Origin of the sequence: Actinomadura sp. KC06, assembly GCF_004348735.1 — a bacterium.
GTDB lineage: Bacteria > Actinomycetota > Actinomycetes > Streptosporangiales > Streptosporangiaceae > Spirillospora.
Genome location: NZ_SMKT01000064.1, coordinates 13,222 through 38,132, shown reverse-complemented (window position 1 = coordinate 38,132; position 24,911 = coordinate 13,222). Strand labels below are relative to the sequence as shown.

General features: G+C 66.1%; 19 protein-coding genes. All 19 read left to right on the top strand.

Translation table 11 applies throughout. The features are described 5' to 3' along the window. The first annotated feature begins 63 nt into the window (after window positions 1–63). On the top strand, window positions 64–1,344 hold the full coding sequence (locus tag E1287_RS21190) for an N-6 DNA methylase (protein ID WP_165969119.1): 1,281 nt from the start codon (window positions 64–66) through the stop codon (window positions 1,342–1,344). Continuing rightward, window positions 1,335–2,684 carry a hypothetical protein gene (locus E1287_RS21185; protein WP_131966785.1) on the top strand — a complete coding sequence of 450 codons (1,350 nt, stop codon included), beginning with the start codon at window positions 1,335–1,337 and terminating at the stop codon, window positions 2,682–2,684. The genes E1287_RS21190 and E1287_RS21185 overlap by 10 nt, the downstream gene beginning before the upstream one ends. Before the next feature lie 356 nt (window positions 2,685–3,040). Further along, window positions 3,041–3,235 (top strand): hypothetical protein, encoded by a 195-nt coding sequence (locus E1287_RS21180; RefSeq protein ID WP_131966784.1) that lies wholly within the window; start codon window positions 3,041–3,043, stop codon window positions 3,233–3,235. Further along, window positions 3,232–3,609, top strand: coding sequence for a hypothetical protein (locus E1287_RS21175; RefSeq protein WP_131966783.1), 378 nt, complete (start codon window positions 3,232–3,234; stop codon window positions 3,607–3,609). The genes E1287_RS21180 and E1287_RS21175 overlap by 4 nt, the downstream gene beginning before the upstream one ends. A gap of 11 nt (window positions 3,610–3,620) precedes the next feature. Beyond that, window positions 3,621–5,618 carry an N-6 DNA methylase gene (locus E1287_RS21170; protein WP_131966782.1) on the top strand — a complete coding sequence of 666 codons (1,998 nt, stop codon included), beginning with the start codon at window positions 3,621–3,623 and terminating at the stop codon, window positions 5,616–5,618. Next, window positions 5,618–7,072 carry a restriction endonuclease subunit S gene (locus E1287_RS21165; protein WP_131966781.1) on the top strand — a complete coding sequence of 485 codons (1,455 nt, stop codon included), beginning with the start codon at window positions 5,618–5,620 and terminating at the stop codon, window positions 7,070–7,072. The genes E1287_RS21170 and E1287_RS21165 overlap by 1 nt, the downstream gene beginning before the upstream one ends. Continuing rightward, a complete protein-coding gene (locus E1287_RS21160) occupies window positions 7,069–7,527 on the top strand; it encodes a hypothetical protein (RefSeq protein WP_131966780.1) in 459 nt (152 codons plus the stop codon). Before E1287_RS21165 ends, E1287_RS21160 begins: the two co-directional genes overlap by 4 nt. Then, on the top strand, window positions 7,524–8,660 hold the full coding sequence (locus E1287_RS21155; protein WP_131966779.1) for a serine/threonine-protein kinase: 1,137 nt from the start codon (window positions 7,524–7,526) through the stop codon (window positions 8,658–8,660). Before E1287_RS21160 ends, E1287_RS21155 begins: the two co-directional genes overlap by 4 nt. Next, window positions 8,657–9,883 (top strand): hypothetical protein, encoded by a 1,227-nt coding sequence (locus E1287_RS21150; RefSeq protein WP_131966778.1) that lies wholly within the window; start codon window positions 8,657–8,659, stop codon window positions 9,881–9,883. The genes E1287_RS21155 and E1287_RS21150 overlap by 4 nt, the downstream gene beginning before the upstream one ends. Window positions 9,884–10,081: 198 nt before the next feature. Next, window positions 10,082–12,145, top strand: a complete 2,064-nt coding sequence (locus E1287_RS21145; protein WP_131966777.1) for an EVE domain-containing protein — start codon at window positions 10,082–10,084, stop codon at window positions 12,143–12,145. Then, entirely contained in the window at window positions 12,142–13,317 is a 1,176-nt protein-coding gene (locus E1287_RS21140) for a hypothetical protein (protein ID WP_131966776.1), read from the top strand. Before E1287_RS21145 ends, E1287_RS21140 begins: the two co-directional genes overlap by 4 nt. After that, window positions 13,314–17,393, top strand: coding sequence for a hypothetical protein (locus E1287_RS21135; RefSeq protein WP_131966775.1), 4,080 nt, complete (start codon window positions 13,314–13,316; stop codon window positions 17,391–17,393). The genes E1287_RS21140 and E1287_RS21135 overlap by 4 nt, the downstream gene beginning before the upstream one ends. Further along, a complete protein-coding gene (locus E1287_RS21130; protein WP_131966774.1) occupies window positions 17,390–18,298 on the top strand; it encodes a hypothetical protein in 909 nt (302 codons plus the stop codon). Before E1287_RS21135 ends, E1287_RS21130 begins: the two co-directional genes overlap by 4 nt. Beyond that, complete coding sequence (locus E1287_RS21125) at window positions 18,295–19,434, top strand: hypothetical protein (protein ID WP_131966773.1); 1,140 nt, start codon at window positions 18,295–18,297, stop codon at window positions 19,432–19,434. The genes E1287_RS21130 and E1287_RS21125 overlap by 4 nt, the downstream gene beginning before the upstream one ends. A gap of 2 nt (window positions 19,435–19,436) precedes the next feature. Beyond that, complete coding sequence (locus E1287_RS21120) at window positions 19,437–21,131, top strand: ATP-binding protein (RefSeq protein ID WP_131966772.1); 1,695 nt, start codon at window positions 19,437–19,439, stop codon at window positions 21,129–21,131. After that, the gene (locus E1287_RS21115; RefSeq protein ID WP_131966771.1) at window positions 21,128–21,739 is read left to right on the top strand and encodes a hypothetical protein; all 612 of its coding nucleotides are present in this window, start codon (window positions 21,128–21,130) and stop codon (window positions 21,737–21,739) included. The genes E1287_RS21120 and E1287_RS21115 overlap by 4 nt, the downstream gene beginning before the upstream one ends. A gap of 2 nt (window positions 21,740–21,741) precedes the next feature. Continuing rightward, window positions 21,742–23,322: a serine/threonine-protein kinase gene (locus E1287_RS21110; RefSeq protein WP_131966770.1), complete on the top strand. Its 1,581-nt coding sequence runs from the start codon at window positions 21,742–21,744 to the stop codon at window positions 23,320–23,322. Window positions 23,323–23,991: 669 nt separating this feature from the next. Next, the gene (locus E1287_RS21105; RefSeq protein ID WP_131966769.1) at window positions 23,992–24,279 is read left to right on the top strand and encodes a hypothetical protein; all 288 of its coding nucleotides are present in this window, start codon (window positions 23,992–23,994) and stop codon (window positions 24,277–24,279) included. Window positions 24,280–24,283: 4 nt separating this feature from the next. After that, on the top strand, window positions 24,284–24,910 hold the full coding sequence (locus E1287_RS21100) for a hypothetical protein (protein ID WP_131966768.1): 627 nt from the start codon (window positions 24,284–24,286) through the stop codon (window positions 24,908–24,910). Window position 24,911 lies beyond the last annotated feature (1 nt).

Sequence of the window (24,911 nt, the reverse complement as noted above, 5' to 3'; positions counted from 1 at the left end):
ACTTCCTGTCCTGCTACTCTTCGAGTGTTAATGGGCGCGTGAGTGCGTGACAGAGAGATGGTCTTGGACGCGAACACCTATCTCAGCAGCCTCGGGATCGACGTCACCGACGCCGTGCAGCCAGTGATCGGACGACTGGCGCTCGCTGGGGAGTTCGTGCTCGGCGGCGAGCGTGGTGTGCTGCTTCGCCCCAAGCGCGGTGATGTGTCCAACCGCTACCTCGAGCTCCTCGCGGGCGAGGGCTACGCATTCGTAATTGTTGACGGCGGTAGCTATCCGTCGTTCTACGCTCGCGAGCAGGAGGGGCTTGTCCCCGTGCGGGCACTGCCCGTCGCCGACCGCAGCCATTTCCCGTCGCCAGGAGTCCTCGGCGCCTGGGGGCAGTTGATTCGCGCGGCCGCCCATCACCGTGATGTGGCGAAGCTGGGTGTCGCGCAGATGGTCGCTCGCCTGGATGGCGATGAGGTGTTCGGGCCGGACCTCGTCCGCCCCACGGGCAGCGTGCCCGTCTCGCGTCTCGGCGGTGACGAGTCGGTCGCCGTCGAACCGCTCCGTACCGCGGCTGCGCTCCTGGCCGGCTTTCGACTCCGCCCGAACGCACCCGATGAGTTGGTCTGTCTCGTCGTCGCGCTGTCCTCACTGCTTTCCGACAAGGGCCAGTTCACCGGGCTGACCGAGAGCGTGGCGCCCTTGGTGCGCGCACATCAGCTCGGCGCTCGTCGTCTCCTGGTCTCGGGCGGAGCGGGGGCGGAGATCGCCGCGCTCTTCGGCGCGGAGGGCACGATCTTTCTTCCGGCCGAGCTTCGCCTGCTCGAGCCGTTGCTGGAGCGCCTGCTTCCGAGCGTCGAGCGCGTGTTCGCTGATTTCCTGGAGTCGGACCTCAACGGGTCCTACGACGGCGTGATCGTCGTACCGCCGTTTGGCCTCCAGCTAAGCGGAGCCCAGCTGGGCCGATTCGAGCTGTCGAAGCGCGGAGGCAAGACACGCAGCCGCGTGCCTGCAGAGCTGGTGTTCATCGAGCACGTGCTTGCGGCGATGGCCGATGGCGCTCTCCTCGTCACCGTCTTGCCCGAAGGCCTGCTCTCGAGCGCCGGGCATGCGGACTTCCGCGAGTGGCTGCTCGAACACGCACGTCTGCTAGCGGTCGTCAGCCTGCCTGCCGGAACCTGCTTTCGCGGCACGGGGGTGAAGTGCTCCGTCGTGATGCTCCGTAAGCCAGCGCCCGCCGACGACTACCCGATCCTCATGGTCGACGTGGAGGCACACGATCTCAGCGGCGACATCGGCGCGGCGCGGTCGAAGCTCGACGACTTCCTCGAACGGGAGGTGGCCGCATGCGCGTAGCCACGCTCTCCCGCGCCGAGCTCGGCAAGCGGTACGTTCGCCTCGACCCGGCCTTCTACCTCGGGCGCGAGTTGGTGCGGTCGACGATGAGCTCGGAGGGCAGTCGACACGTTCGCCTCGAGGACATCGTCGAGTCCATCCACGACGGGGCTCGACTGCCTTCGGCTGCATCGGGGATGCGGATGCTCCGCTTGAACAACGTGCGGCCCTGCGAGCTGGACTTGAGCGGCATGACCCACGTCGACGGCACCGCCGCCAAGTGGATCAATGTCCAGGAGAACGACGTCCTGTTCACGCGTGCAGCCCAGCCGTTTCGCGCGGCCGCGGTCCAGTCGGGGATGCCCGCAGAGCTCGCCGTGTCGTCGGAGCTAACCATCATCCGGCCCCGGCCGGCGGTCTTGCCCGAGTACCTGGCCGCCGTGTTATGCACGCCCACGCTGAACCGGATCCTGCGTGACCTCGCGTACCGCGGTGACTCGTCGGCGCTGCCGCGCCTTCGCCTCGCGGACATCGCGCGCCTCCCGATCCCGCTGCCCCCGCGCAGCCTGCAGGAGTCGCTCGGACTGCAGTACCAGCAGGCCGTCGACCTGACCGCGAGCGCCCGCGCCGAGTTCAACGCGGTGGTGACGGCGATCCACACCGAGATCGACCACCGCGTCTGCAGGGTCAAGCCCCCCAGCAGCACCATCGAGGTTCTCCGATCGCAGCTGGCAGACCGGTGGGATGTCCCGTTCAACCGCGGGCGCGTGTTCCGCCATTCTTCGGCAGCAGCGTCGGCTTTGCGGTCGCTGCTCCAACTGGCGAAGCCCGCTAGCACCAGCCTTCGGGGTCTCGCCGATGACGAGGAGGTCCTCGCCGTTCAGGCCGACGACGTGAACGAGAGCACCTTCCTCATCGAGGGCGGTGAGGTTCGGCCCCTCTCCGACCTGTCCTCTCGCATGCGGCAGCGGCTCGAGGTGGGCGATGTCCTGATGTGCACGACGGGCTCGGGCGACCAGGTCGCTTACCTCGACGAGGAGCTCGGACGCGAGGAGCAGCCGCTCCTCGGGAGCGCCACCTTCACCGCCCTCCGCTTCCACGAGACCCCCCGCGTCTTCGCCGTCGCGCTCGCCCATCCCCTCATTCGCACGCAGCTCCGGCTGCTCTCGTCCGGGTCCGTGCAGCGCTTCGTCAACAAGCGCGACCTCGACGAGTTGCTCGTCCCAGTGCTGGGTCAAGTCTGGCGAGAGGACTTCGAGACCCGGCTCACCCGAGCGATGCAACGTCGCCGCGAGGCGTTGCTGGCGCGGGCCTCGCTCGTCGAAGCTGCCGACGACTATCTCCGGGAGGCGATGTCGTGAACGCGGTGGCGACCACCTTGAGCTCTCCCATGGGCTGGAGTCGCCTCGTGCGGGCGCGAGGTGCTCAGGCAGACACCCGGGTCGGCGCCGCGCTTTGTCGTCGCACCGGGAGGCAAGATTTCGTCACTCGGGGACGCACTGCATGCCACGCAACTGCCCCTGCTGAACCGCATGGTCGAGATGGTCTTGCTCGGCGAAGACAACCTACGTGGCTTCAGCGCAAGGTCGGATTCAAGAACCTTCGCGACGTCCACTGCTACCTCGAGGCCGCGCATTGGGCGCAGCTGTTTGAGGAGGGTGCGATCCGCCAGACCAGCCTCCGGCACCGCTATGTCAGCTCTCGCTTCGAGCCTCGGGTGATCCTCAAGGGGACCTGCGGACGCGCGCTGTTCGAGGAGGTCATGCGCGTGACTGGCGGCGACGTGCTGCCCTCGGACGTCGCCGCGAGCGTCCTGCGGCGTTGGAGCTTCCGCTACAGCCAGGGCACGGTCACTTCGCGGGACCAGGCGACCGACTCCCAACTGCGCCTTCCGCTCAAGGAGGAAGCATGACCGGCCCAATCACCTCGAAGATCCGCGACTTCCTGATCGACCGCGGTCCCGCGACGCCCGAGCGCGTTGCGGAGGCCTTCCCCGAGCTCACGGACGTGGGAGGCGCCGAGCGGGCCCTTTTGCTGATGAGACTCGACCCGACGATCGAGCGGACAGGTGACGAGATGTGGGCGGCGCGGGGAACGGCGATCACCGACGACAGCCGCGTACGAAAGGCCGTCGAGAAGTTCTTCGACGGCCGCCGCGGTGTTCCGCTGGCAAGCGCGGTGCGGGCGGTAGCGAACGAAACCGGCTTGCCAGAGCACAAGGTGCGCGAGCTCCTCACCGAGCAGTTCGTCGTGGCGGGCACCAACATTTTCAACCGGCGACGGTAGCGAGAGGACCCATGGCCAAGAGGAAGAACACCACAGACGCGCTCCGCGATGGCGCGCGAGAGAAGCTCTCGCAGCTCGGCTACCAGCAGATCAAGGACGACTTCGCGCTCTTCGATCCGCTCGGTGACGGAACCATGTCGGCGACTGCCGAGGTCGTCGCGCTCGACGAGGACGAGCCCGTCATCCTCTTCGCCAGCGGCGAGCCCGGCGATGCCTCGCGGCCTGCCGTGCAGGACGACGCGAAGTTCAAGGCCGGCCTCGGCGCCGTGGCCGGTAAGCCGTTTCGCTTCGTCTGGGTGTGGGACGGCGAGAACGACTTCATCTTCGATGTCGAGAAGGACGCGCAAGTCTCGGCGCTGCCGGCCCGGGACGAGTGGAAGGCCGTCGCCCGGCCGATCTCCGAGTCCCGCACCCGGCTCGTGCAGGAGCTCTCGGCCGAATACCACCGTGGCGACTTTCGGGCGATTCAGCGCAAGTTCGATCAGCTGCACGAGGCCATCTACTCGCGCGGCGGCGTCAAGCCCACCAATGCCGCCATCGACGAACTCGGCAAGTTGCTCTTCCTCAAGGTCCACCTCGAGCAGGCGCTCGGCTACGTGCTCACGAGCGGCGCCGCAAAGGGCAAACGGTTCGCTGACATCTTCTCGGCCGACCACGTGCGGGAGCACAAGAAGGACGCCGTCATCCAGCTCAAGGACGCCTTCCGCGAGGTCAACAACCTCCCGCAGTACAAGGCGACCGACATCACCGGCGAGGTGCACACGATCTTCTCGTACGACGAGCCGCTGCGTCTCGAGAACCCGGAGGTCCTCGCCCTCGCTATCGAGGCCCTCGAGCTTCGCGATCGTGAGGGCAAGCCCATCCGGCTCTCCGTGCCCGACCGTGAGCTCCTCGGCAACGGCGAGAAGGTCCGCGAGATGCGGGCGCACCTCATCCACGAAGACTTGCTGGGCTGGGCCTTCGACGTGTTCCTACGTGGCAAGTACGCGAGTGACGAAGGGCTCGCCACCTACCTGACGCCCAGCCAGGTCGTGGAGTGCATGGCCCGCATGGTCTTCCACGACATCCCCGACGAGGACCTCTGGGCACGTCGAGGCGACGACGGGCAACGCGAGCGCTGGGATCCCCAAACCGGCGAGGAAGCCGCGCTCCCCGCCTTCCTCGTCGGCGACATCTGTTGCGGTACCGGGCGCTTCCCCATCGGCGCGCTGCGCGAGGTGAAGCGGCGCGTGCTCGACGACCGGCACGTCGGTCATTCCGACGACGACAAGCTGCAGTGGCTCGGCCACATGAAGCGTCACAGCTTCTTCGGCGCCGACCAGTCCGGGGGTTCGATCCAGAAGGCTCGCATCAACATGCTGCTGTACGGCGAGGACCACAGCCAACTGCTGAAGGTCGACGACTCGCTGGTCGACCCGCATCTCGATCGGCTCATCGGCAAGTTCGACGTCATCCTGACTAATCCACCGTTCGGCTCCGGCAAGTACGACGATCCCCGCGGGCTGGCGCGCATGCGCGACGAGGAGCGTGGCCTCGAGCTCGGCTGGTCTTGGACCCACGGGAACCGGGCGAAGCGGAAGGAGCTAGCCAAGGCCGACCCGGCCTCGCTGTTCATCGACCGCAACCTCCAGCTGCTGAAGCCAGGGGGCCGACTGATCATCGTCGTTCCCGATGGGCTGCTCTCAAACTCCAGGGACGCGTACATCCGAGAGTACTTGATGGGCGCGAAGGACCCCGAGACGAACGAGTTCATCGGTGGTAAAGCAATCGTTCGTGCTGTCGTTGGTCTGCCCGAGCGTACGTTTTCCCTTGCAGGCACCGACGTCAAGACGAGCTTCCTCTACATTCAAAAGAAGCGTCACTCCGCCGAAAAGCAGGGACCGATCTTCTTTGCAGCTGCAGAGCACGTCGGGTACCTGCAGCGTGGACGGAGCGAACTGCCTGACCCGATGGGGAACCAACTCGTTGACATCGCAGCGCAGTATGCGCTCGGCCCGAGGGAGGGGTGATGGGGTCGCCGAATTCGCCGCAGTATGTTTGGGTACCACCCGACCAGGTTGATGAGCGACTCGACACTCGCCCATTCAAACCTTGGGTTATCGAGCGGGTACAGCGATGTCATTCTTTCAAAAGTGGCACTGTCAGGCTTGGCGATCCTGGGGTTTGTTCGCTGCTATCCCGTGGCGCTGGCGGCGGTCAGGAGTCTGAGAACAACGTTGCAGTTCTCAAGGCCAAAGAGATCACGGGATACGGCTTCGCAAAGCCTGAGCTGTTCCTGTCCGACTGTCCTGCCGCGAAGCTGCTTCGTCCGGACGATGTGGTGCTTACGTCGTCTGGGATCGGTACGATCGGACGCGCCGATCTAATTGATGACATTAGTCTGCCACCGGAGTCGCCACACACCGTCGACAATCATGTGACGATTATCCGACTGAAGCGCGGTCAGCTTCGCCCAGGGTACCTGGCAGCGTTCCTCAACAGCGCGTACGGGAAAGCATGGTCCGAATGGGGTACGACGGGAAGCACGCGTCTCCTCGAGCTTCCTCCGTCGATGGTTCGCGCTTTCGCGATTCCCCGCCCTGACATCAAAGTGCAGGAACACATCGCTGGCCAGCTTCGGTTGGCGGAGCGCTGTCGCGCTGCCGCCTCTCGAGAGCATGAGAAACTCGGCACGGAACTAGCAACCCTCTATGAGGGCTGTCCGTATGACGCGCTCTCGTCGCTCACTACGATCGTCGCGCCCGCGGAGATCGATGACTCGCGGCTGGATACTTGGTACCACCAGCGCCACTTCATCACGCTCACCGAATGGCTGCGCCGGAATCCTGCTTTCGTTGAACTCGGCAAGGTCGCGAGTCTCTCCTCGGACCGGTGGTCACCGGGAGCCCACGGCCAGAGCACGTTCCGCTACATCGAGATCTCCAACGTCGACTCCATGACGGGCCACGTGTCCCACTCCGAAGTACCGGTCGAGAACGCACCGAGCCGCGCGCGCAAGCTCCTTCGTGGCTTCGACGTGCTCGCCTCGACCGTCAGGCCGAACCGGGGTGCGGTAGGACTCGTACCGGACTCGCTCGATGGTGCGGTCGCTACGACCGGCTTCGCAGTTGTGCGGGCCGTCAGCAAGACGGACGCGTTCTTCCTGTTGGCGGTACTGCGCCACCCGGCTTCCACGGCTCAGCTGATGCGGTGCAACACGGGCTCGGCCTATCCGGCCATCGAGGAGTCTGTGTTGCCGCAGATCTGGATCCCTGGGGCGAAGCCGGGGACCCGCAAAAGCCTGGGAGCGCGGGAACTCAGGCGCACGACCTTGTTGCAGACCGCGGTCGACCTGGTCGACCAGGCCAAGGCCGACGTCGAAGCGCTGATCGAGGGCACCCTCGACGTGCAGGCGATCCTCGCCGGAACGCTCAAGCCACCTACCGCGGACGACATCCCGGAGCTGGCGGAGGACGACGCATGAGGGTCCTCGGCATCGCTCCCAGCTCAACCGACTTCAAGTGGGCGCTCCTGGATGGCACGCGGGCCCTACCCCGAATTCTGCCGCTTCTGTCTACGTCACAGAAGCTGCCCGCTGACGCATGCGAGGGGCACGCGCTGCTGAGCCTTCGTCGGCTGCTCTCGACCTTCCTGGCCGAGCAGGGAGTCGAGCGCATCTGCGTTCTGCAGGCTGGCTCCTCACAGTTCCGAGGGCCGTTGGCCTCGCGCGTCAAGGCGGAAGGGATCGTCCAGCTGGTGGGCGCTGAGCTCGAGTTGGCCGTCGACCTTGTCGCGCCGCAGTCTCTCCGCGCACAGGAGAAGCGACTCGCCTCCATCGCGTCTGCTTCGCCCGAGGCAGTGTTGAACGGCGGCGCGGACTTCAAGCCGAAGACCTGGCGAGACGCGGTGCTCGTCGCGTGGTGGGGGCTCGACGAATGAGCACTACTCTTCAGGACGTTCAGCAGCTCATCGCTGCGACCGGGAAGTACACGTTCGAGGCGGAGAACACCGAGGGCGCGAACGCGTACGCCTTCCGTGCGCGTCATGTACCCCTCGACCTGCCGGTGTTCCTGAAGGTCCTCTACCCCGATCCGAGCGGCGACCTCTTCGCGGAGCCGCGCCCGCTCGTGGAGGCGACCAGCTCAGAGGGTAACGGAAGCAACCTCGTGAGTGTCCACGACGCGCAGCGCCTCGGCAACGACTTCGTCCTCGTTGCCATGGAGTATGTCGACGGCGGCAGCATCCTCTCGCGGCTGAGCGGCGGGCCGCTCCCGCTGATGGAGGCCGTCTGCGCGGCGATCGGCATACTCCGCGGGCTCGCGCAGCTTCACCAGGCGCTCCTCGTTCATCGGGACATCAAGCCGGCGAACGTGCTGATCTCGCAGCGACACGGGCGCACCTGGCCGAAGATCACGGACTTCGGCTCGGTCGCCCGACTCGCTCATGCGAGTGCGAGCGTGAGCGCCTCGCGCCACAGCGCGCTCTACGTGCCGACCGAGGGGTGGGGGACGCCGAGTCGCTATGACGTGCGGTCGGACCTCTACCAGGTAGGCCTGGTGCTCTTCGAGATGGTGCATGGCGCCCTGCCGTACAACGACGACGCCTACGTGGACCGCGAGGCGAGGATGGAGCTTCGCGACCTGGCAATGGCGTCGGGCGGTGGCGTCGATGATTTCGACAGGCAGCAGGTGGTCGACCGTGCACTGGCTCGGGCCGCGTCCGGCCAGGGCGTGATCTCCTTCGGACGGATGCAGCCGTACGTGCCCAAGAGCCTGGCGCGCATCGTTAACAAGGCGGTGTCGCCTGACCGTGTCGCCCGCTACCAGACGCCGTCCGAGATGATCTGCGATCTTGAGGTGCTCCGGCTTTCCGACTGGCGACTGGCTCCCTGCGGTGAGCAGTACGCCGCTAACGGATGGTCGGGCTGGGACTGGAGCATCAGGAAGGATCCGAAGAAGGCGGAGCAGCGGGTCATCCTGCGCTCCCGTAAGGCGGCGACGAACTTCCGCCGCTGGGCTACGGCCGAGAGCGCGCGAGCGGCCTGTCAACTCGTCATGGAGGCTGCGGCATGAGTCTCCCCCCCGGCCCGAACGACGCGGTCGCGCTCTTCGAGCATCTTGCCCAGTGGGGCGAGCTGTCCGCCTACGAGGCCGAGGACCTCGGCGCTGGGCCGTGGGTCTCGGTGTTCGAAAACGCAGGCGCCCTCGAGGTGGTTCAGGACAAGCACGGTCGTCCGGTGGCCTGGCATCTGACGCCGCCCTTCGTGCATCTCGTCGAGTGCGACGCGCAGCAGGCCGGCCGCCGTCTGTGCTTCGCGGTTCCCGAGTACCGCGCCTACCTGCTCAGCATCCTCGTCGAAGGGCTGGTCGATGCCGGCCGCACGGGGATGACCGTGGAGCTAGAGGAGTGGACGAAAGACGAGCTCGCACCGCTACTGGCCGAGCTCAACGCCTTCCTTGGGCCTTTGGAGGGCGGCAAGCGTCTGGTCGATTTCGCGCCGGCGGAGTTCGAGGCTCGTATGGCCGACCTCCCCGAGCGCTCGCGGCCGTTCGCCGCCTGGGACAGCTACACACTCGGACACTCCGCGCGTCCGAAAGGACTCTTCGAGTTCGCGCTGCGGCGCTTCGGCCCCGCCTGTGTGGCGATGCCCGTCGCTGTCGGGACCGCTGCGGTGCTGCGTCCGCTGCCGCTCAATCGAGAGGACGGCTTCGGCCTTGGCAGCGCCTCTATGCCGCAGCCGTGGAACACGCAGCGCTTCGGCGTGCTGAGCGGCGCCCCGATCACCGATGCCCGTGGCCAGCGCATGTTCGATGAGGACGCGCCGCTCAACGAAGTGCTCCTCGAGCATCTCCGTGATGCCGTGGTGAAGCACCCGTTCTACGCCGCGGTGATCCACCTGGGCATCTGCGCCTGGCGCTCACCAGCGTCGACGATGCCCACCGTGGAACTCTACGTGCCCGCGTCTGGTGGCCTGCACGACGTCTCTGCGCTAGTGGGCTCCCGCGGGGTCGGCCGCATGGCCGAGCTGCTCGGCGACCTCGTTCGCGTGCAGGGCTACGTCCCCTTCGGCCTCGTCGACGGCCGAGTCTCCGACGATCTCGTGGGCAACCTGCTCCGGAACCTCCTCGAGCTTCGAATCCTGCGCCACCAGGACGAGCTCCTGGTGCTCGACGACGACTACCAGTCGTCACTGATGGCGGCACGCCTGCGCACCGTGTTCCGGCCCGGCAAGGAGCTGCAGAAGCGCATGGTCGAGGAGCTCGCGCTGCGGGCGTCGGAGGGAGGTGTCGCATGAGGCCTCGCAAGGTCGACCTGGCATTCGATTGGATGCGCAGCCAGCCGCGGCGAGCTTCCACTACCGGGACGAGGTGTGGGCGGCGCTGGCGGAGTTCCATTCGGACGAGTTCGCCGTGAGTGACGATCGCAAGACGCCGTGGTTTTCGCTGCATCGAAACATGACGCCGGACGCACGTTTCTTCGAGGTGACACGGAGATGTTCGAGCTCGTCGAAGGCGCCATCACTGAGGTCACCTCGGCCGAGGTCGCTGCCGTGCCCGACGTGAAGGAATCAAGGGTCTGGATCTTCCAGGCCAATCCCACGTTCTACCGGATCCTCGAGGCCCTCCAGCAACTTGACCGGATGCAGTTCCTGACCAACCGATACAAGGACCGCATCCACGTCGGCGACATCGTCCTGCTCTGGATGTCGGGCAAGCACGCGGGCATCTACGCCCAGGCTCGTGTCGTGGAGGGCGTCGCGGATCGGAAGTCCGATGGCGACGATGCAGGATTCTGGGCGGATCCGAGCAGCGGAGCCACGACCAAGCCCCGCGTCGTGCTCGCGATCGAGAAGCGGTTCCTCGGCAACCCGCTTCTCAAGACCACCATCGCGGCCAGGAAGGGGCTGGCCAACCTGATGATCCTCCGGCAGCCGAACGGCACCAACTTTCCCGTCCACGCTGACGCGTGGGAGCTGTTGCGACCGCTCCTGCCTACCGAGGAAACCCACGAGCCGGCGCGTGAGGTTCTCACGTGGGCGATGAAGCGGGCCAGGGCCGGCAAGATCTACGACGAGAGCTGCAACGAGCTGCTCGAGCGCTTCGTCGCCGAGACGTTCGCCGACGGCGAGGAGCACTCCCGGGACGAGATCACAAGCTGGTTCGCAGCGAACTATCCGCTCTTCAAACCGATCACCGTTCAGTGCCAAATCGAGAAGTACACGACTAACTTCCGCAGTCGCGTCCACTACAGCGCGACGCCAGAGCACGACCTCCTCTTCCGCGTCGACGACGACTGGGCGCGCCTTCGCCTCTACCGACCGGGCGACGATCCCCCGCCGGTTCACGACAAGCCTGACGCGCCGAAGGGCTCGAAGGCCAAGACATCGACGAAGGCGAAGCAGGTCTCACCCCTCGACCGCAATCGCCGACTGCTCGCGCATCTCGCCGCCCTCGGCGAGCTCACGCCGGGTGATCTGGAAGACCTCGGCCTGCATGAGGCGCACCTGAGCGACTGGCTCGACTCCCTGCTGGCGCGGCGCCCCGAGGCACACGTGGCCACCCCGCTCTTCCTTCACCTCATCGACGGAGAAGCGGACCCGTCCGCGTTCACCACCCGGCTCGCGGCCCGCTTCATGGGCGAGCACCTCCGGCGACACGCCCCGGAGCCGATTCCGGAGCTCGAGGAGTACGTCTGGGCACGGTTCGGACGTTGGCACCTGACGCAGCCCCACGGCGGTGATCAGAAGACGCACGCCTACCTGAGCGTGCCCTTCCGCGAACCGCGCGACGTGGCGGCCTCGGAGCGACTGGACCTGTTCGCTCAGCTTCCGCCGAAGGTGATCGGGGACCTGATTCGAGAGCCCGAGTTCCTCTCGGAGCAGCAGTCCTGGAGCGCCGACGCGGCGTCGAAGTCGTCGGAGGGGCCGCTCAGCACGCAGCTCCGTCGAAGCTGGAAGCGCCCGTTGCTCCTCAGCACCGTGGAGCTGCTCGTGGCCGACGACGGCCAGGTGCTGATCGGCGAAATGGAGCGCACCGACGTGATGGCCCGGAGCTACGTCGTCGCCGGCCTACCGCTCTGTCGCCACGGCGAGTGGGAGCCTGCCGCCACACTCGGTCGCGAGGCCGCCGCAGAGCGCCTCCTCCATCACCCCGTCGCGGCGGCGCTCCTTCAGTTCGAGGTTCACCGCCTGTTCGCCGGCCTGGCGGGCGATGTGGCGGCGCTGATCCACGTCGGTGGGGGTGTGGCGCATCTCGAGCTCGACGGCGCCGGGCGGGGCCCTCTGTGGCGCCACGTTCGCTCGATGCTCGAGCAGGTCGGCTACTGGCCGGTGGGGGCCAGCATCCAGGATTCACTCTGGGCGAGCGCCGTCCACGTGTTGCTGAAGAACCTCGAGCTGCTCGGGGTGTTCGAGCGCGACGGCGACGTGCTGCGTATGACCGACGACTACCAATCCAAGATCAAGGCTCATCCGGGACACCTGCAGAACCGGGGCGAAAAGCCCTACCGCGTTCGCCTGTCGCAGTTCCTGGCGGCTCTCCACGGAGGACAGGCATGAACACGCTGTTGGTGCGCATCGCGCTCCCCAAGCTGTTTCTATGGAGCGAGGCGGCTCGCTTCCAGGAGTACCCGGAGGCGGCGGCTCGTGCCGAGCCAGGCCACGTCTATTCACGGGCCGATCTCGAGCGCGTGGTCTTCGACATCGCTCCCACGATGGAGTTCAAGGGCGGGGCGCCGCGCGGCAAGGGGACCGACGGCGTCATCAACACGTATGGGATGGAGCGCAGCGGCGCCCGTTACCGCATCAACGGGATCAGCCTCTTCGAACGGGTCGACAAGGGCCTCCGGGCCACCGCGGAGGGCGTCGCGCTTGGGAAGGCGTATCGCGAGGCGGACACTGACGTCGACTGGGCTCGCGCCCTCGCGAAGCAGCTGCTTCGACGTGACCCTCGCACGCGCTTGGTGATCGGGCTTTGCCTTGCGGACTGGCAGCTGGGAGTCGAGGCACCAGGCGGTATCCCTACGGGCGCGTTGTCGCTCACGTCGCCCGAGGGCGATGTCCTTGAGATCGCACAGCGCAACTGCGACGGCTTCAACATGCTGCTGCGCGACAACGCCGAGCTGGCCCTCGGGCCGTGTTGGCGCGCTGACCTTTCGGTTCTGGGCGAAACCACGGCGGTCGTGTGGGAGGGCGTCCAGGGTGGAACACCCTCGACGAACGACCTCCCGACCGCGCTCAAGAAGGCCCTGGCCGTGTTCTTCCACATCCGAGCCTTCGATGGTGGTCCCTCGACCTGGAGACTGGGCGCCGGTGGACTCGCCGATGCGCTGGCGGTGGAGAACCTCGTCGAGCTCGGATTCGAGGGAGCCGTGCCTGTACGGCTCACCGATGACGAGGCGTTCGCGCGGGCGCTTCGCGATTGCTCGGACGCCGAGGGCTTTCTCATCGTGAGTCAGCTCGGCGAGCGCTTCGGCGAGCTCCTTCAGGTGCCGAACGAGGATCGAGCCGCCATCCTCGACAGCTACATCCGGACAGCGATGTACCACGACCAGCTGCGGGTGCTCGACCGCCACTCAGGACAGCCCCGCATGGGACGAGGGCTGTTCGGCGAGTCCGGTTCACGCCGCGTTCGGATCGAGTTCACGCCCATCCCCAAGACCACGAACGCCGTCGCCGAGGCGCAGACCCCCGCGGGTTCGTCCAGCGAGATGCAGGGAGCAGATCGATGACCATTACCAAGCCGTGGGCCGCCAAGGGGGTGGCGCTCTATCCGCCTTCTTTCTCCATGGTGGGCCAGAACCAGGTGTTCAACGCACTCCACCAGTTCCGCCGGTCCTTCTGGGACGGTGCCGCGAACGACATCGCCGGCTTCTTCATCGCTTTCGGCGACTGGGGTCTGGGCAAGACGCGGCTGGGCTACGAGCTCATCGCGGAAGCGACGGGCCGCGTCGACAGTTGGCTGCTCAACAAGAACGAGCACATCATCCTGCCCTTCCATCAGCCAGATCAGAAGCCGCGTGTGCTCGAGCCGGCGCTGCAGGATGGGATCCTGCCGCTCTACATCCGCTACAGCACCGTGTGCGACGACGCGCTCGACGCCGCGACGTGGGTGGCTCGTCTGGCGGTCGAAGCCCTGCGGCACACGTTGCGCGCCGACCCCGCGGCTGGCGGGCCGCGGGACCTCTACGAGGACCTCAAGGCGGCGATGCAGGCCAAGGGTGTGAACCTGAAGGCGCTCTCGCTCGTCGACGACGACATCCGAGCGTTCGAGGACCGGCTCCGCGATGCGAAGAAGGTCTTGCGTGATGCCGGCCTGAACCACCTCTGGATCATCGTCGACGAGGTCGAGACGCCCGGTGACCTGAAGCGGGGCCTGCGTGAGGACACGCAGACCAGGGTCGACGACGAGTACCTCCTGATGGTCTCGGAGGTCATCAAGCATGAGAACTGGCGAAACCAGCATCCGGACGTGAACTTCCTGCTGCTGTGCAGCGTGGGCATGCGCGACCAGATCCACATCGGTCCGAACCTGCGCCGAGCGAACTCGGTCACGATCGAGCCGAACCAACTGACCGACGTGCAGAGCTACGTCCACCACATCAAGGAAAACCAGGTCGCCCAGCACGTCGTCGAGTACCCGGTGGGTACGCTCGAGGGCGCGTTCCTTTCGGCCAACCGGAACTTCGGCTGGCTGAACGTGATCATGGCGTCCATTCACGAGACGCACGCCCGGCACATGGAGCGCGGCGACGGCTCGACGAGTGCGTGGGAGCTCCTGAAAGACTTCGCCAAGACCGATGCCCGGGCCAAGCACATATTCAACGACGACGCCGTTCTGCCCCTGCTCGGCAAAGTGAACGGGGTACCCAAGCAGGAGGTGGAGCGGCTCGTGTACGGCCAGCTGCCGGCTCCGGTGGGCGGAGCGGCCGAGGCGGCGTTGACCGAGGAGATGGCTGATGCGCTGCTCGCTCACGAGGTCGCCGGCCGGGGCCACGCCTTCGCGGAGCTCTTCCAGGTTCACATCGACGAGCGCGCGCTCGCGAACGAGCTGACCCGCCCCGAGTTCGGCTTCAAGGCGAAGGAAGGGAAGACAGACACGTACTTCACCCCGACCTGTGAGGTGTCCGTCGTCGGACTGCTCGAGGCCTTGCGTGCCTTCTCCGTTGCGGTCGGGCGAGCCCCGGGCGCGGCTGGTGACTTCGTCGTCTACACCGAGCTCGAGCAGTGGGGCGAGCAGCTCGCGGCGCTCTACCCGCGCGAGGGTATCGAGTTCGCGGCCGAGTCGCTCCACCGCATCTTTACGAAACCCGAGTACCGGGTCGACGGTACTCGGTTTGTTGGGATGTCATTCCGGTTGTGGCGCGAGTTCAACAAGCTCCTGGTTTCGGCGGCCGAAAGCGTTCGCTTCTTCAAGAACGGCAAGCACGAGGCTCCCCTCGACCAGTACGTCCGCGACGTCAGCCAGACGAAGGCTAAGCGCGGGACGGCGATCTGTCTCGGCCTCGCGAAGCTCCTCGACGACCATCTCAAGGACGACGAGACCAGACAGGTCTCGGGGCTCAAGGACGTCCCGCACAAGGCGTTCACCTCCGCGTTCGGCTCGCCGTCGCTCGATGGGCTTCGGGTCACGCCGGATGGTCGGTGCACGATCGTGTACTGCCTGGACGCGCAGGAGACCCTCGACAAGCTACGCGCCTACATCGGCATCGAGCGGGTCCACCCGATCCTCGTCCTGTTCCCGGCAAGCGCGGACGTGGCCTCGTTCGAGCAGCAGCTCGATGCGTCGCCGGCCCTTCGCCGCTGCGTCCTGACGCGGCGCCTCGTGTCGCAGGAGGAGGAGTTCCTGATCAAGTACTCGGGCCGGGGTTCCGCCTACAAGGCCCACGAGGCACGCCTGAGCAAAGTCGCGAAAGGGCTCGAGGGGTCCTACCGCGACGAGTGGCAAGCGAAGAGCCGGGAGTGGGCCAACGGCCTCCGCAAGACCGGCTACCTCCTCGCGCCCATCTGGAGCCGCAAGACCGGCAACACGGCCGATTTTGCGAAGGGCTACCGCTCCATGTTGGCGAAGGACTGCTCGCTCGATGCAGTCGTCGACACGGCTGGCGGACCCCTGAACAACGTGGAGTTCGAAAACTGCCGGCAGGCGGCGAAGAAGAACATCAATGCACCGGCCGCGTGGAAGTACGGCGACCTCCTCGGCGTGCTGACGACCGACGGCAGCCTGCTTCCTAAGGTGCCGCGGTGCTTCTTCGCGCTCCTCCAAGAGCTCAAGGCACAGTCGGCGGTGAGCAAGCTGGCCAACAGCTTCTTCTTCGCGGTGCCCGACAGTGAGATGAAGGCACCGCAGCAGCTCGAGCAGATCCTCGAGGTGCTCATCGGCATTGGGCTCGTCCGCAAGAAGAACGACCTCTACAAGGCCGTCGACCGGACGATGCTCGAGAGCCGCCGCCAGTCGGTGTCGACCTGGCTCGAGGGGGAGTGCAAGGACTCGATCAAGAAGCTCACCGACCTGTTCTCCACCCAGGCCGGCATTCTGCTGCACAACATCTACCCCACAGCCAAGCAGCAGCTGGTGACGGCGGAAGAAAGGATCCAGCAGGTGAGCTCGGATCACCTGACCGCCGACATCGACAGCCTGACCGAGGAATCGCTGAAGACGGTCGTCGCTCAGGTCCTCGACATCGAGGAGCGCATCCTCGGGGTGTGCCCGCTTGAGATCGGAGAGACGAGGCTCGACTTTGACTGCTCGCCGGCGCGAATCCTGTCGTACGAGACCCGCTATTCGACGCTCTCGCTGTGGGAGCGCGTCGCCTTCCTGGCGTGGCTGAAGAAGACGTTCCTGGAGACTCGGGACGAGATGATCGAGGAGATCGACGATCTGCTGGGCGAGGCGGCCACGCTCGATGAGGCCGAGGGTCACCCGTTCCCTGTCGCCCCGGTCACGCTGCCGCTCAAAGCCATCAAGTCCGAGCTCGAGAACGCGGTGAAAGGGCCCGCTGCGGCAGGCACGCGGACGCGGCTGGCGACGATCCCGGTCGCGTCGTACATGCTGATGATCGACCAGTACCTGGTCAACTCGCAGTACGAGCACGCGTGGAAGCGCATGGACGCGCTGAAGGACCTGATCAACAAGGAGCGGGCCGGTAGCTTCTTCGCACAGTTCAAGAAGCTTCATGAGCAGTGGGCGATGGCGGTCAGGGACTACAAGGCCGCCGCCTCCGCGTGGCAGTCGCTGGGCGGCTTCACGGCTGATGCTCCGCAGTCGGTGCAGGACTCGCTCAACCCGCTCAAGCTCGAGGTCCAGAAGTTCCGCGGCCTCGTGGAGGGGGGCCTGACGCAGCAGGTGCAATCGCTGATCGACCAAGTGGCGGTGACCGAGCTCCTGAAGAGCCTGGAGACCGAGGTGGTCGCGACCGCGCAAGCAGTCCAGGGGCTGCCGCAGCAGGTCACAGAGAAACTCGACGAGCTCAAGACGGGACTTCGGGAGGTGATCCGGCAGAGGGAACTGCGCGCGCTCAACCGGGTCCTGAAGTCGAACGGGAAGCCGGCCAAAGCGGAGCCGACGCCGGCTGCGACCTTCGGGGCCACGAAGGCGCGCTACGAGGCGTTCAACGGCGAGGTCTCCCAGGAGGGCGCGGGCTTCTTCGAGGGCGCTGGCAGGGAGGTCCACTTCGGTCTGTGGGTCGACATTTCCGGCGGCCTGGAGGCCGGTTCCTACGACGAAGACCAGCACCCGGACCACGCCGACGCGATTCGGGAACTCAAGGAGATGAAGCTCATCCGCTCGAAGCTGGAACTCCGATGAAAGCGCGCATCGTCGAAGCACAGGCTGACCTGTTCGAGGTCGGCGTCATCTCGCAGACGGCAGAGGTCGAGAGCGTTCCCATGGATCGGCTCCTGGCTGATCCGTCGGGGCCTCCGCTTGTCGTCGTCGGTGGGCTGCTGGATGCCGAGCGCCTCGTCGACATGCGCAAGCTATCGTCCGCGCTCGCGCGGGCGCGGGTCGCCGTCATCGTTGTGCCGCCGTACGCGGATCTGGACCTCGGCCGCTACTTCGAGACGCCGGTCCAGCTGGGAGCCGGCCGCCGCACCGCGGAGTCGGCTGCTCGCATCACCGACGGTGCGCTCGAGGAGGTCCTTGGCGGAGTGGTGAAGGTCCGGTCGGACCACTTCTTCGACACGGCGCTCGGCGCAGGCGTGCTCGCCGTGGACGCCCGAAGCAAGCCCGTGCTCCTCCGGTACCAGGCGACCAACACCGCGGGTCCGGTGTTCTTCTCTGCGCTCCAGCTGCTTACCTACACGGCGCTGACCGACGAGGAGCATCGCCAGAGCCTGCTTGGGCACCTCTTGTCGTGGTCTCCGTCAGTCACGGCGGATGCCAGGGAGAACGCGCGGCAGCCGTCGAGCCCGCCGAAGGCCGAGGCAGTCGGCGAAGGGGTGCTCGTCTCCGTTGCGCTGCTCCTTGCGGCCAGCGGACCGCAAACAGCGGAGCTCCTGCGATCGCGAGCCGGGGCGCTCCTTGGCGTGGACCTGAGCGCGAACGACGTCGGTCGAGCCCTCGAGGAGCTCACGCATCAGGGGCTCGCGGCCTCCGACGCGTCGGCATCGAGCGATCGTGGGGCTCTCGTCCGGTTTCTCGAGCAGCGCGGGATGCACCCGTACCTCCGTGAGCTTGGGGACCTGCTCGCCTCAGAGGAGACGACCACATGAAGAGCATCGAGCTGGCTCGCGCACTCGCCGCGGCAATGAGTCTGCGGCTTCCCGGCACCGTCGGGAAGATCGCCAACAAGATGCGGTACATCGACTCGAAGGCCCCGCTCTTCGTGCGTGGCGGCATCATCCGCAGCATCGAGACGCGCCGGTTCGATCGTGTTCACGCCGTCGGAGTTTCCTCCAAGAGCCGGAGCATGCCCGCTCTGGGCGGCGTCCTCTATGGAGCCGCGGCGCTCCGCCACGACATCGTCGTGTCCGGCAACCGGGTGACGGAGGGCTTCCAGGACAGCCGCGTCGACATCAACGACATGAACTTCCTGGACGCGTCCGAGCGACTCGCATGGAAGGAGTACATCCTCGTCTACCAGCTCCTGACGGACCTGCTGGATTCGGACACGAAACCGGATGTCATCTTCGTCGACATCCCACTCCTTGTCCCGCGTGCCGAGCAGAGTCTCAGCCTCGCCGAGCCCGACGTCGAGGCGGAGTGGCGCGAGCTGATCGAGGTGATGGAGGGGTTTTGGCAGCGGTTCCTGCCGTCCATCTACCCGAACGACCCGAACGGTCCGTTCCTCGTCTCGCTACAGTCACGCCGCGACCTCAACGCCGCCGTCTTGAACGCGCTCCGTGAGAAGGGACCGGCGGGTTCCCCCGAGGCGATCAGCAGCGAAGCGCTGGACCTCGTGCAAAGCGAGTGGGTGCATCTCCGGCGGGCCGGTGTTCTCCGCTTCCTCCGTGCTGCCCTGCGCGCAGGGCATCGGACGGCCGCGTACTACTACGAAGCGCTGGGGCGCCAGATGAAGCGCTTCGAGCCTCGGACGGTCGCGGACCACGGGCTCATCGGCTTCCACATCCAGGTGGGCCTCCGAACTCCGATCTGGAAGATCGAGACCGTCGGTGCTCCGGGGCAGTGGGACTCCGAGGCCCTCGACAGGCTGGCCAGCATCACCGCTCACCTGACACTGAACGACAACCCGCAGATGAAGCCGCTGCCGCTCTGGTACGCCGAGCAGCTCGTGATAATGCCGCGCGAGGTCCTGTCCAACTACCTACGTTCGACCCTGAGCATGCTCAAGGACCGATCCGTTGATCGAGCCTGGCTCGAGGGCGTCGACACCATGGATGAGGAGTGAGCATGTTCCGAGACGATGACAACTACATTGGCAAGCTGGTCGGCAACACCGGGGAGCCCAACAAGCTGACGATCGCGCTGCGTACGAGCTTCTCGGCGCGGCGTGGGGAGTTCGTGCGGGTCGCGCACCAGGAGCGCGAGTCGGACTCGCAGCTCGATGTGCTGGGCCGCATCGTGGGGCTCTCACGGTCGAACATCCTGTTCAGCCCAGCGCTCGGCGAAGGGATCAGTGAAGTCGAGTTGCTGCCGCAGTCGCGGCTCTCGGGCGAGACGGTGTACGCGACGCTCGAGCTGGTCGGCTACAAGGATCCGTTCACCGGCGAGATCCGGATACCCCGACGTCCCCTTACCCCGGGGACGAAGGTCTACGGAGTCGACTACGCGTTCCTCACGAGCTTCTACGAGTTCTCCGAGGACACCAGCATCCATCTTGGCAACCTCGTCGGCTACGAGAAGGGCGAGAACATCGTCCCGGTCTTCCTCGACGCGAACAACTTGGTGACCGAGCACCTCGCCGTGCTTGCGATGACCGGCTCGGGGAAGAGCTACACCGTCGGGCGCGTCATCGAGCGGCTGGTCTCGCAGCTCAACGCGTCGGTCGTGGTCTTCGACCCGCACGGCGAGTACGGCAAGGCCTTCCGCGCCGGCAAGCTCAACTTCAACGACCGGCTCGACCAGGTCGAGGATCCTCGGGACCGGCAGAAGCTCATGGAGATCCAAGATGCCCTCCAGCAGCTGCAGGACGGCGGGGGCGGCATCAGGGTGTACACGCCGCAGCTGCGGAGCTTCGACGAGAAGTACGCGGGGAAGAACATGCGCCTCGCTCTTCAGCTCGACCACTTCGACGTGGACGAGTTCTCCGGTGTGCTCCCTGGACTGACGGAGCCGCAGCAGCGCGTGCTCGACGTCGCGCTCCGCTACTGGAAGGAGAACATCGACGAGCCACGCGACATCCAGGAGCTCTTCGCGGTCCTCGATGATCTCGACCGCCTGAAGGATTGGGTGACGGAGTCCGGCAGCCCGGGCGAGGCCAACGCGCTCCGCGGAGGAAGCGCCAACATCGCCGCCATCCGCCTTCGGCGCATGATCAACGAGGCCCAGAGCTTCTACTCGCGCGCGGCCGGTGAGCCGTTCGACGTCTACGAAATGGTCGGCGACGACAATGCCGAGGCCGGACGGCTCTGCATCATTGACCTCCAAGGGCTCTCGAACACGGCGCGGCAGGTCATCGTCGCGCTCATCTCGAGCGAGCTGATGAAGGCGGCGGCCGACAAGCAACGCCCGACCCGACCGGTGTTCATTGTCTACGAGGAGGGGCACAACTTCGCGCCCGCAGGCGAGGCTGCGATCTCGAAGAACATCATCAAGCGCATCGCGGCCGAGGGCCGGAAGTTCGGCGTGGGCTTCGCCATCGTCAGCCAGCGCCCGAGCAAGCTCGACTCCGACGTGACGAGTCAGTGCAACACTATCGTCGCGATGCGCATCAAGAACCCGGACGACCAGCGGTTCATCCAGAAGACCTCCGACTACTTCTCTGCAGCGGACCTGGCGGAGCTCCCAACGCTGTCGACCGGTGAGGCGCTGATCTGCGGACGGGCGATCATCGCGCCGCTCGTCGTGAAGGTCGGCACCAAGGCGCTCATCCACGGTGGTGAGTCACCGCGCGTGTGCGAGCGCTGGGCGAGGTCGGGAGGATGATGGGTGACCGCTCGCCATCACCGGCGGACCTGGTGTTTGACGGGCTCACCAACCGCGAATTGATGGTCGAGCACTTCCCGATGCTGTTGTCGGGGATCCCGGACATCGGGCTCACGGTGCACTCGCACTTCCTCACGGTCCTGGCCACCGCGGGGCAGTCGCAGGGCTATGCCGCCGTGGCAGAGTGCCCGATCTGGTGGGCTCGCGACAACGGCCTTGGGGACGTGCGCGCGGACTCCGTGTGGTTCGAGAAGCACTCGGGCGAAGCCTTGCTCGCGTTCGAATTCGAGAGGTTCGAGCGCGGTGACGAGGGGAAGCTGCGGGGCAAGGTCGAGAACCTCGCGATCGCCTCGACTGCGACCCCGGGCTTGAAGCTGTGTGTCCTGATCTACTGGGTGCGCAGCGGCTCGGCTCCACGCAGCATGGACGCCATCATCGCAACTTACCGCGAAGGGTTTAGGCGTCGTGGCAGTGATGTAGCCCCAGCGCGGGCACCGTTGATGATCATTAAGTGCGTCATGCGCCCAGCTCCCGACTCCGAACGTCTCGTGTTCGGCGAGTTCCTGCGCGACGAGCGCAATGAGCGGCTCGCCCTGGGGAGGGCGTAGTAATGGCGCTGATCGTGTTCCACGGCACACCTGGGGAGGAGCTGGGCGATCGGTTTCGCTTGCTAGCCGAGCTTGGCAAAGGGAGCTTCGGCGAGGTGTGGCAGGCGCGGAGACTGAAGGATGGTGCCACGGTCGCGCTCAAGATTCCGAAAGACCAGGAGAAGGGCGAGGAGGTGCTTCGCAAGGAGTCAGACATCATCAGGGACATCCATCACCCGAACATCGTTCGCGTCCACGGCTTCCACAACATCAGCGAGCTCTTCATGATCGAGATGGAGTTCGTTGATGGCTACGACCTGGCAAAGGTCCTCGACAGCGTCAATACGCGGGCGCCGCTCACCTTCGAACAGATGCTGGAGTGGACACTGCAGATCCTCGACGGCCTTGCTGCCGTCCACGCCGCGAACATCTCGCACAGCGACTTGAAGCCGCAGAACATTCTCGTCGACAAGGCATCCGGGGCAGCGAAGATCACCGACTTCGGGTCGAGCCGCCGGCTCGAGGATGTGTGGGTCTGGACCAAGCGCCACGGCACGGAGGCGTACATGGCCCCTGAGGTGGCGCTCGAGGGGAAACGCGCCCGGGACGTCAGCGACATTTACTCGATCGGCGTTCTCCTCTACGAGATGGCCACGGGACGGTTGCCCTACTCGACCCCTCATCAGCTGCTGACCGGCGTGCAGATCGCCAAGCCTCGTGAGGTCAACCGCGTTGTGCCTGCCGATCTCGAGGACGTGATCCTTCGCGCGATGTCGCGGCGGCCCGAGAACCGCTTTCTGAACTGTGGATCGATGCGCGCCGCCGTACAGGCATGCCTTGATGGGTTGCGCGCCGAGGCGGCGATGGCAGCCATGCCGGCTCGCTCGGAGCCCAGCCAGCTCGGCTTCCGGCCGCCCTCGTCGAGTCCGCTCCACTACCTCGAACTGGCCAAGCAGCGGCTCGCCGAGGACGACGCTCAAGGTGCTCTGGGGGCGGCGGAGGCCGCTGTCGATCGGAGCGAGGGCCATCCTCAGTACCTGCGGATGCTCGGTGGCATCTGTATGCGCCTGGGGTACCACCGCAAAGCGGCCGAAGCTTACGAGCAGCTGCTTGCCGCCTTCGATCGTGGCTACCCGGTCGAGGGCCATCAGCGACGCGAGGTGCTCGAGCGACTAGGTCAGCTGTACACCAACCTCCAGCGGTACGGCAACGCGGTGGCGATCTACGAGCGCCTCGTGGACGCCGTTGACCGGCCGTACTCGCGGTTCCGGCTCGCCGTCGCGGCGGGACTTGATGGCGATTACGGGCGCGCGATCCAGTTGCTCGAGACCGTTCGAGCGGAGCGGCCGGATGCCGTCGTCGTCTATTCCAAGCTCGGGTGGGCTCATGCCCTCAACGGGAACGATCGCCTCGCCCTCGGCTTCTACAACCAGGCCTTGGCGCTCGACGCCTTCGACCTGTTCAGCCTCTTCGAGCTTGGCAAGTACTACTTCATGGTCGGTGATCGGCGACGCGCCCGAGAGTACTTTGAGCGAGTCATCGACGCGGACAAGCAGGGCTCCTACGGCGACCGCGTCCGCGAGCTCACGAGCCCGACAACCTGAGCTCCGCCCACAGCCCCCGCTGGTCCTATCAGACCACGGGTCCGGGACTGGGACTGGCCGATCAGGGGCTCTGGCGCAGAAACGGTGGTGTCCTTCCGCCCTGTGTGGTCATTTGGTTGCGCGATCATGATGCCCGTGCGAAGTGATCAAGTCGGTCTTTCCTGGCCTGTCCGTCCTGGTCATCGACCAGGTACTCGATCAAGGATGATGTACCCCGGGCACCTCACGCCACCAGCGCATCCGGTGACCAGGCTGCGGACGTAGTCGAGCGTGAGGTCAGACGTCGTGTCAGGTGGCGCGTAGAACATGGTCCTTCGCCGCGCACGTCCTGGGAGCAGTCCGCCTGCCGACCTCCGGCCCCTGGCGTGCTCGTGCGGGAAGTAGGGGGCGTCCATCGACGCAGGGCACGGTCGCGACTACTGTGCCTGTATCGCAAGTATGTTCGACTCGCTTGGCGTTCTGAGACGTCCCCGGCGTAGGAGATCTGCGGCCGCGCCTGCCGCGCTTGGAGCCTCGGACGCGCTTGGTGAGGGACGATCGGTGGGACAGGGCAGGTCACAGCTTGATTATGGATTCGATAATCCGTAACTTTACTCTATGCGAGGGGCTGGACTGAACGATGAGCGTTCCTTCTCTGAGCGTCTTTTCGGTAGCCGGTACCGGCTGGAGTTGCTGGCCGCGTTCGCGTCGGCTCCGGACGGCAGGGTGAACCTTGGGGTGCTGGCGGACAGCAAGGGGGTATCGGCTGCGGTGTACTACCCGGCGATACGCGACTTGCTCGCGATGCGGCTGGCGGTCCGCATCGAGCAGCTCACCCGGGACCGGCGGCGCTGGTACGCGCGGTCCGGTGACGACTTGGTCTGGGAGGGGCTCTCCGCCATGATCAGTGGCCTTCAGCGGCATTTCGATCAGATGGTAGGGCCGGTGCCGGCCGCCGCTTCGGGCACGAGAAGGTGAGGACATGACAAGCGCAGCGGAGGTCTGCCTGGAGACCGTCAGCGAGGCTGCGTCCGCGTTCTCGGCGGGCGGGTCCACCGCGAGGTCACGGGTCGTGCTGCAGGGCGTGCCCGCCGTGCTCAGCTACCGGCTGGAGGCCGAGGCGGGGCGTCGGCGAGCGGCCAGGATCGGCGCGATAACCTCACCGGACGTCCTTCGGCTCCTGCTGGGGCTGCCTACCGGTGTGCCGGTCCCGCTGGCCGCGCTGACTGGGCCTGAGCGCTGCGTGCTGCAGTCGGCTCCTGGTGGAGCGGTGCAGGTGAAAGACAGGTTCGTGATCAGGCTCGCGGAGCCTCCCGTGGAGGTGGGCCTGGCGGTGGTGACCGCTGCTACCTGGCGCCAGGGGCTGGAGCGCGCGGGTCGTTTCGCGCCGTTCTGCTCGCGGGCGATGGTGCTGCCCAGGATGCCCCGCGACATCGACGTGCTGCGCATGGAGGCCGACTTCTACGGCATCGGCGTCATCATCGCCGGAGCGAGCGCCCAGACGCCGGAGCTGATCGTTCCTGCGACCGGCTTCCGCCGCAACCGGTTTACCGCCGCCGGATGGCTGTTTTTGGAGGAGGCCTACCGGCAAGTCGTACGGGCCTCCTAGC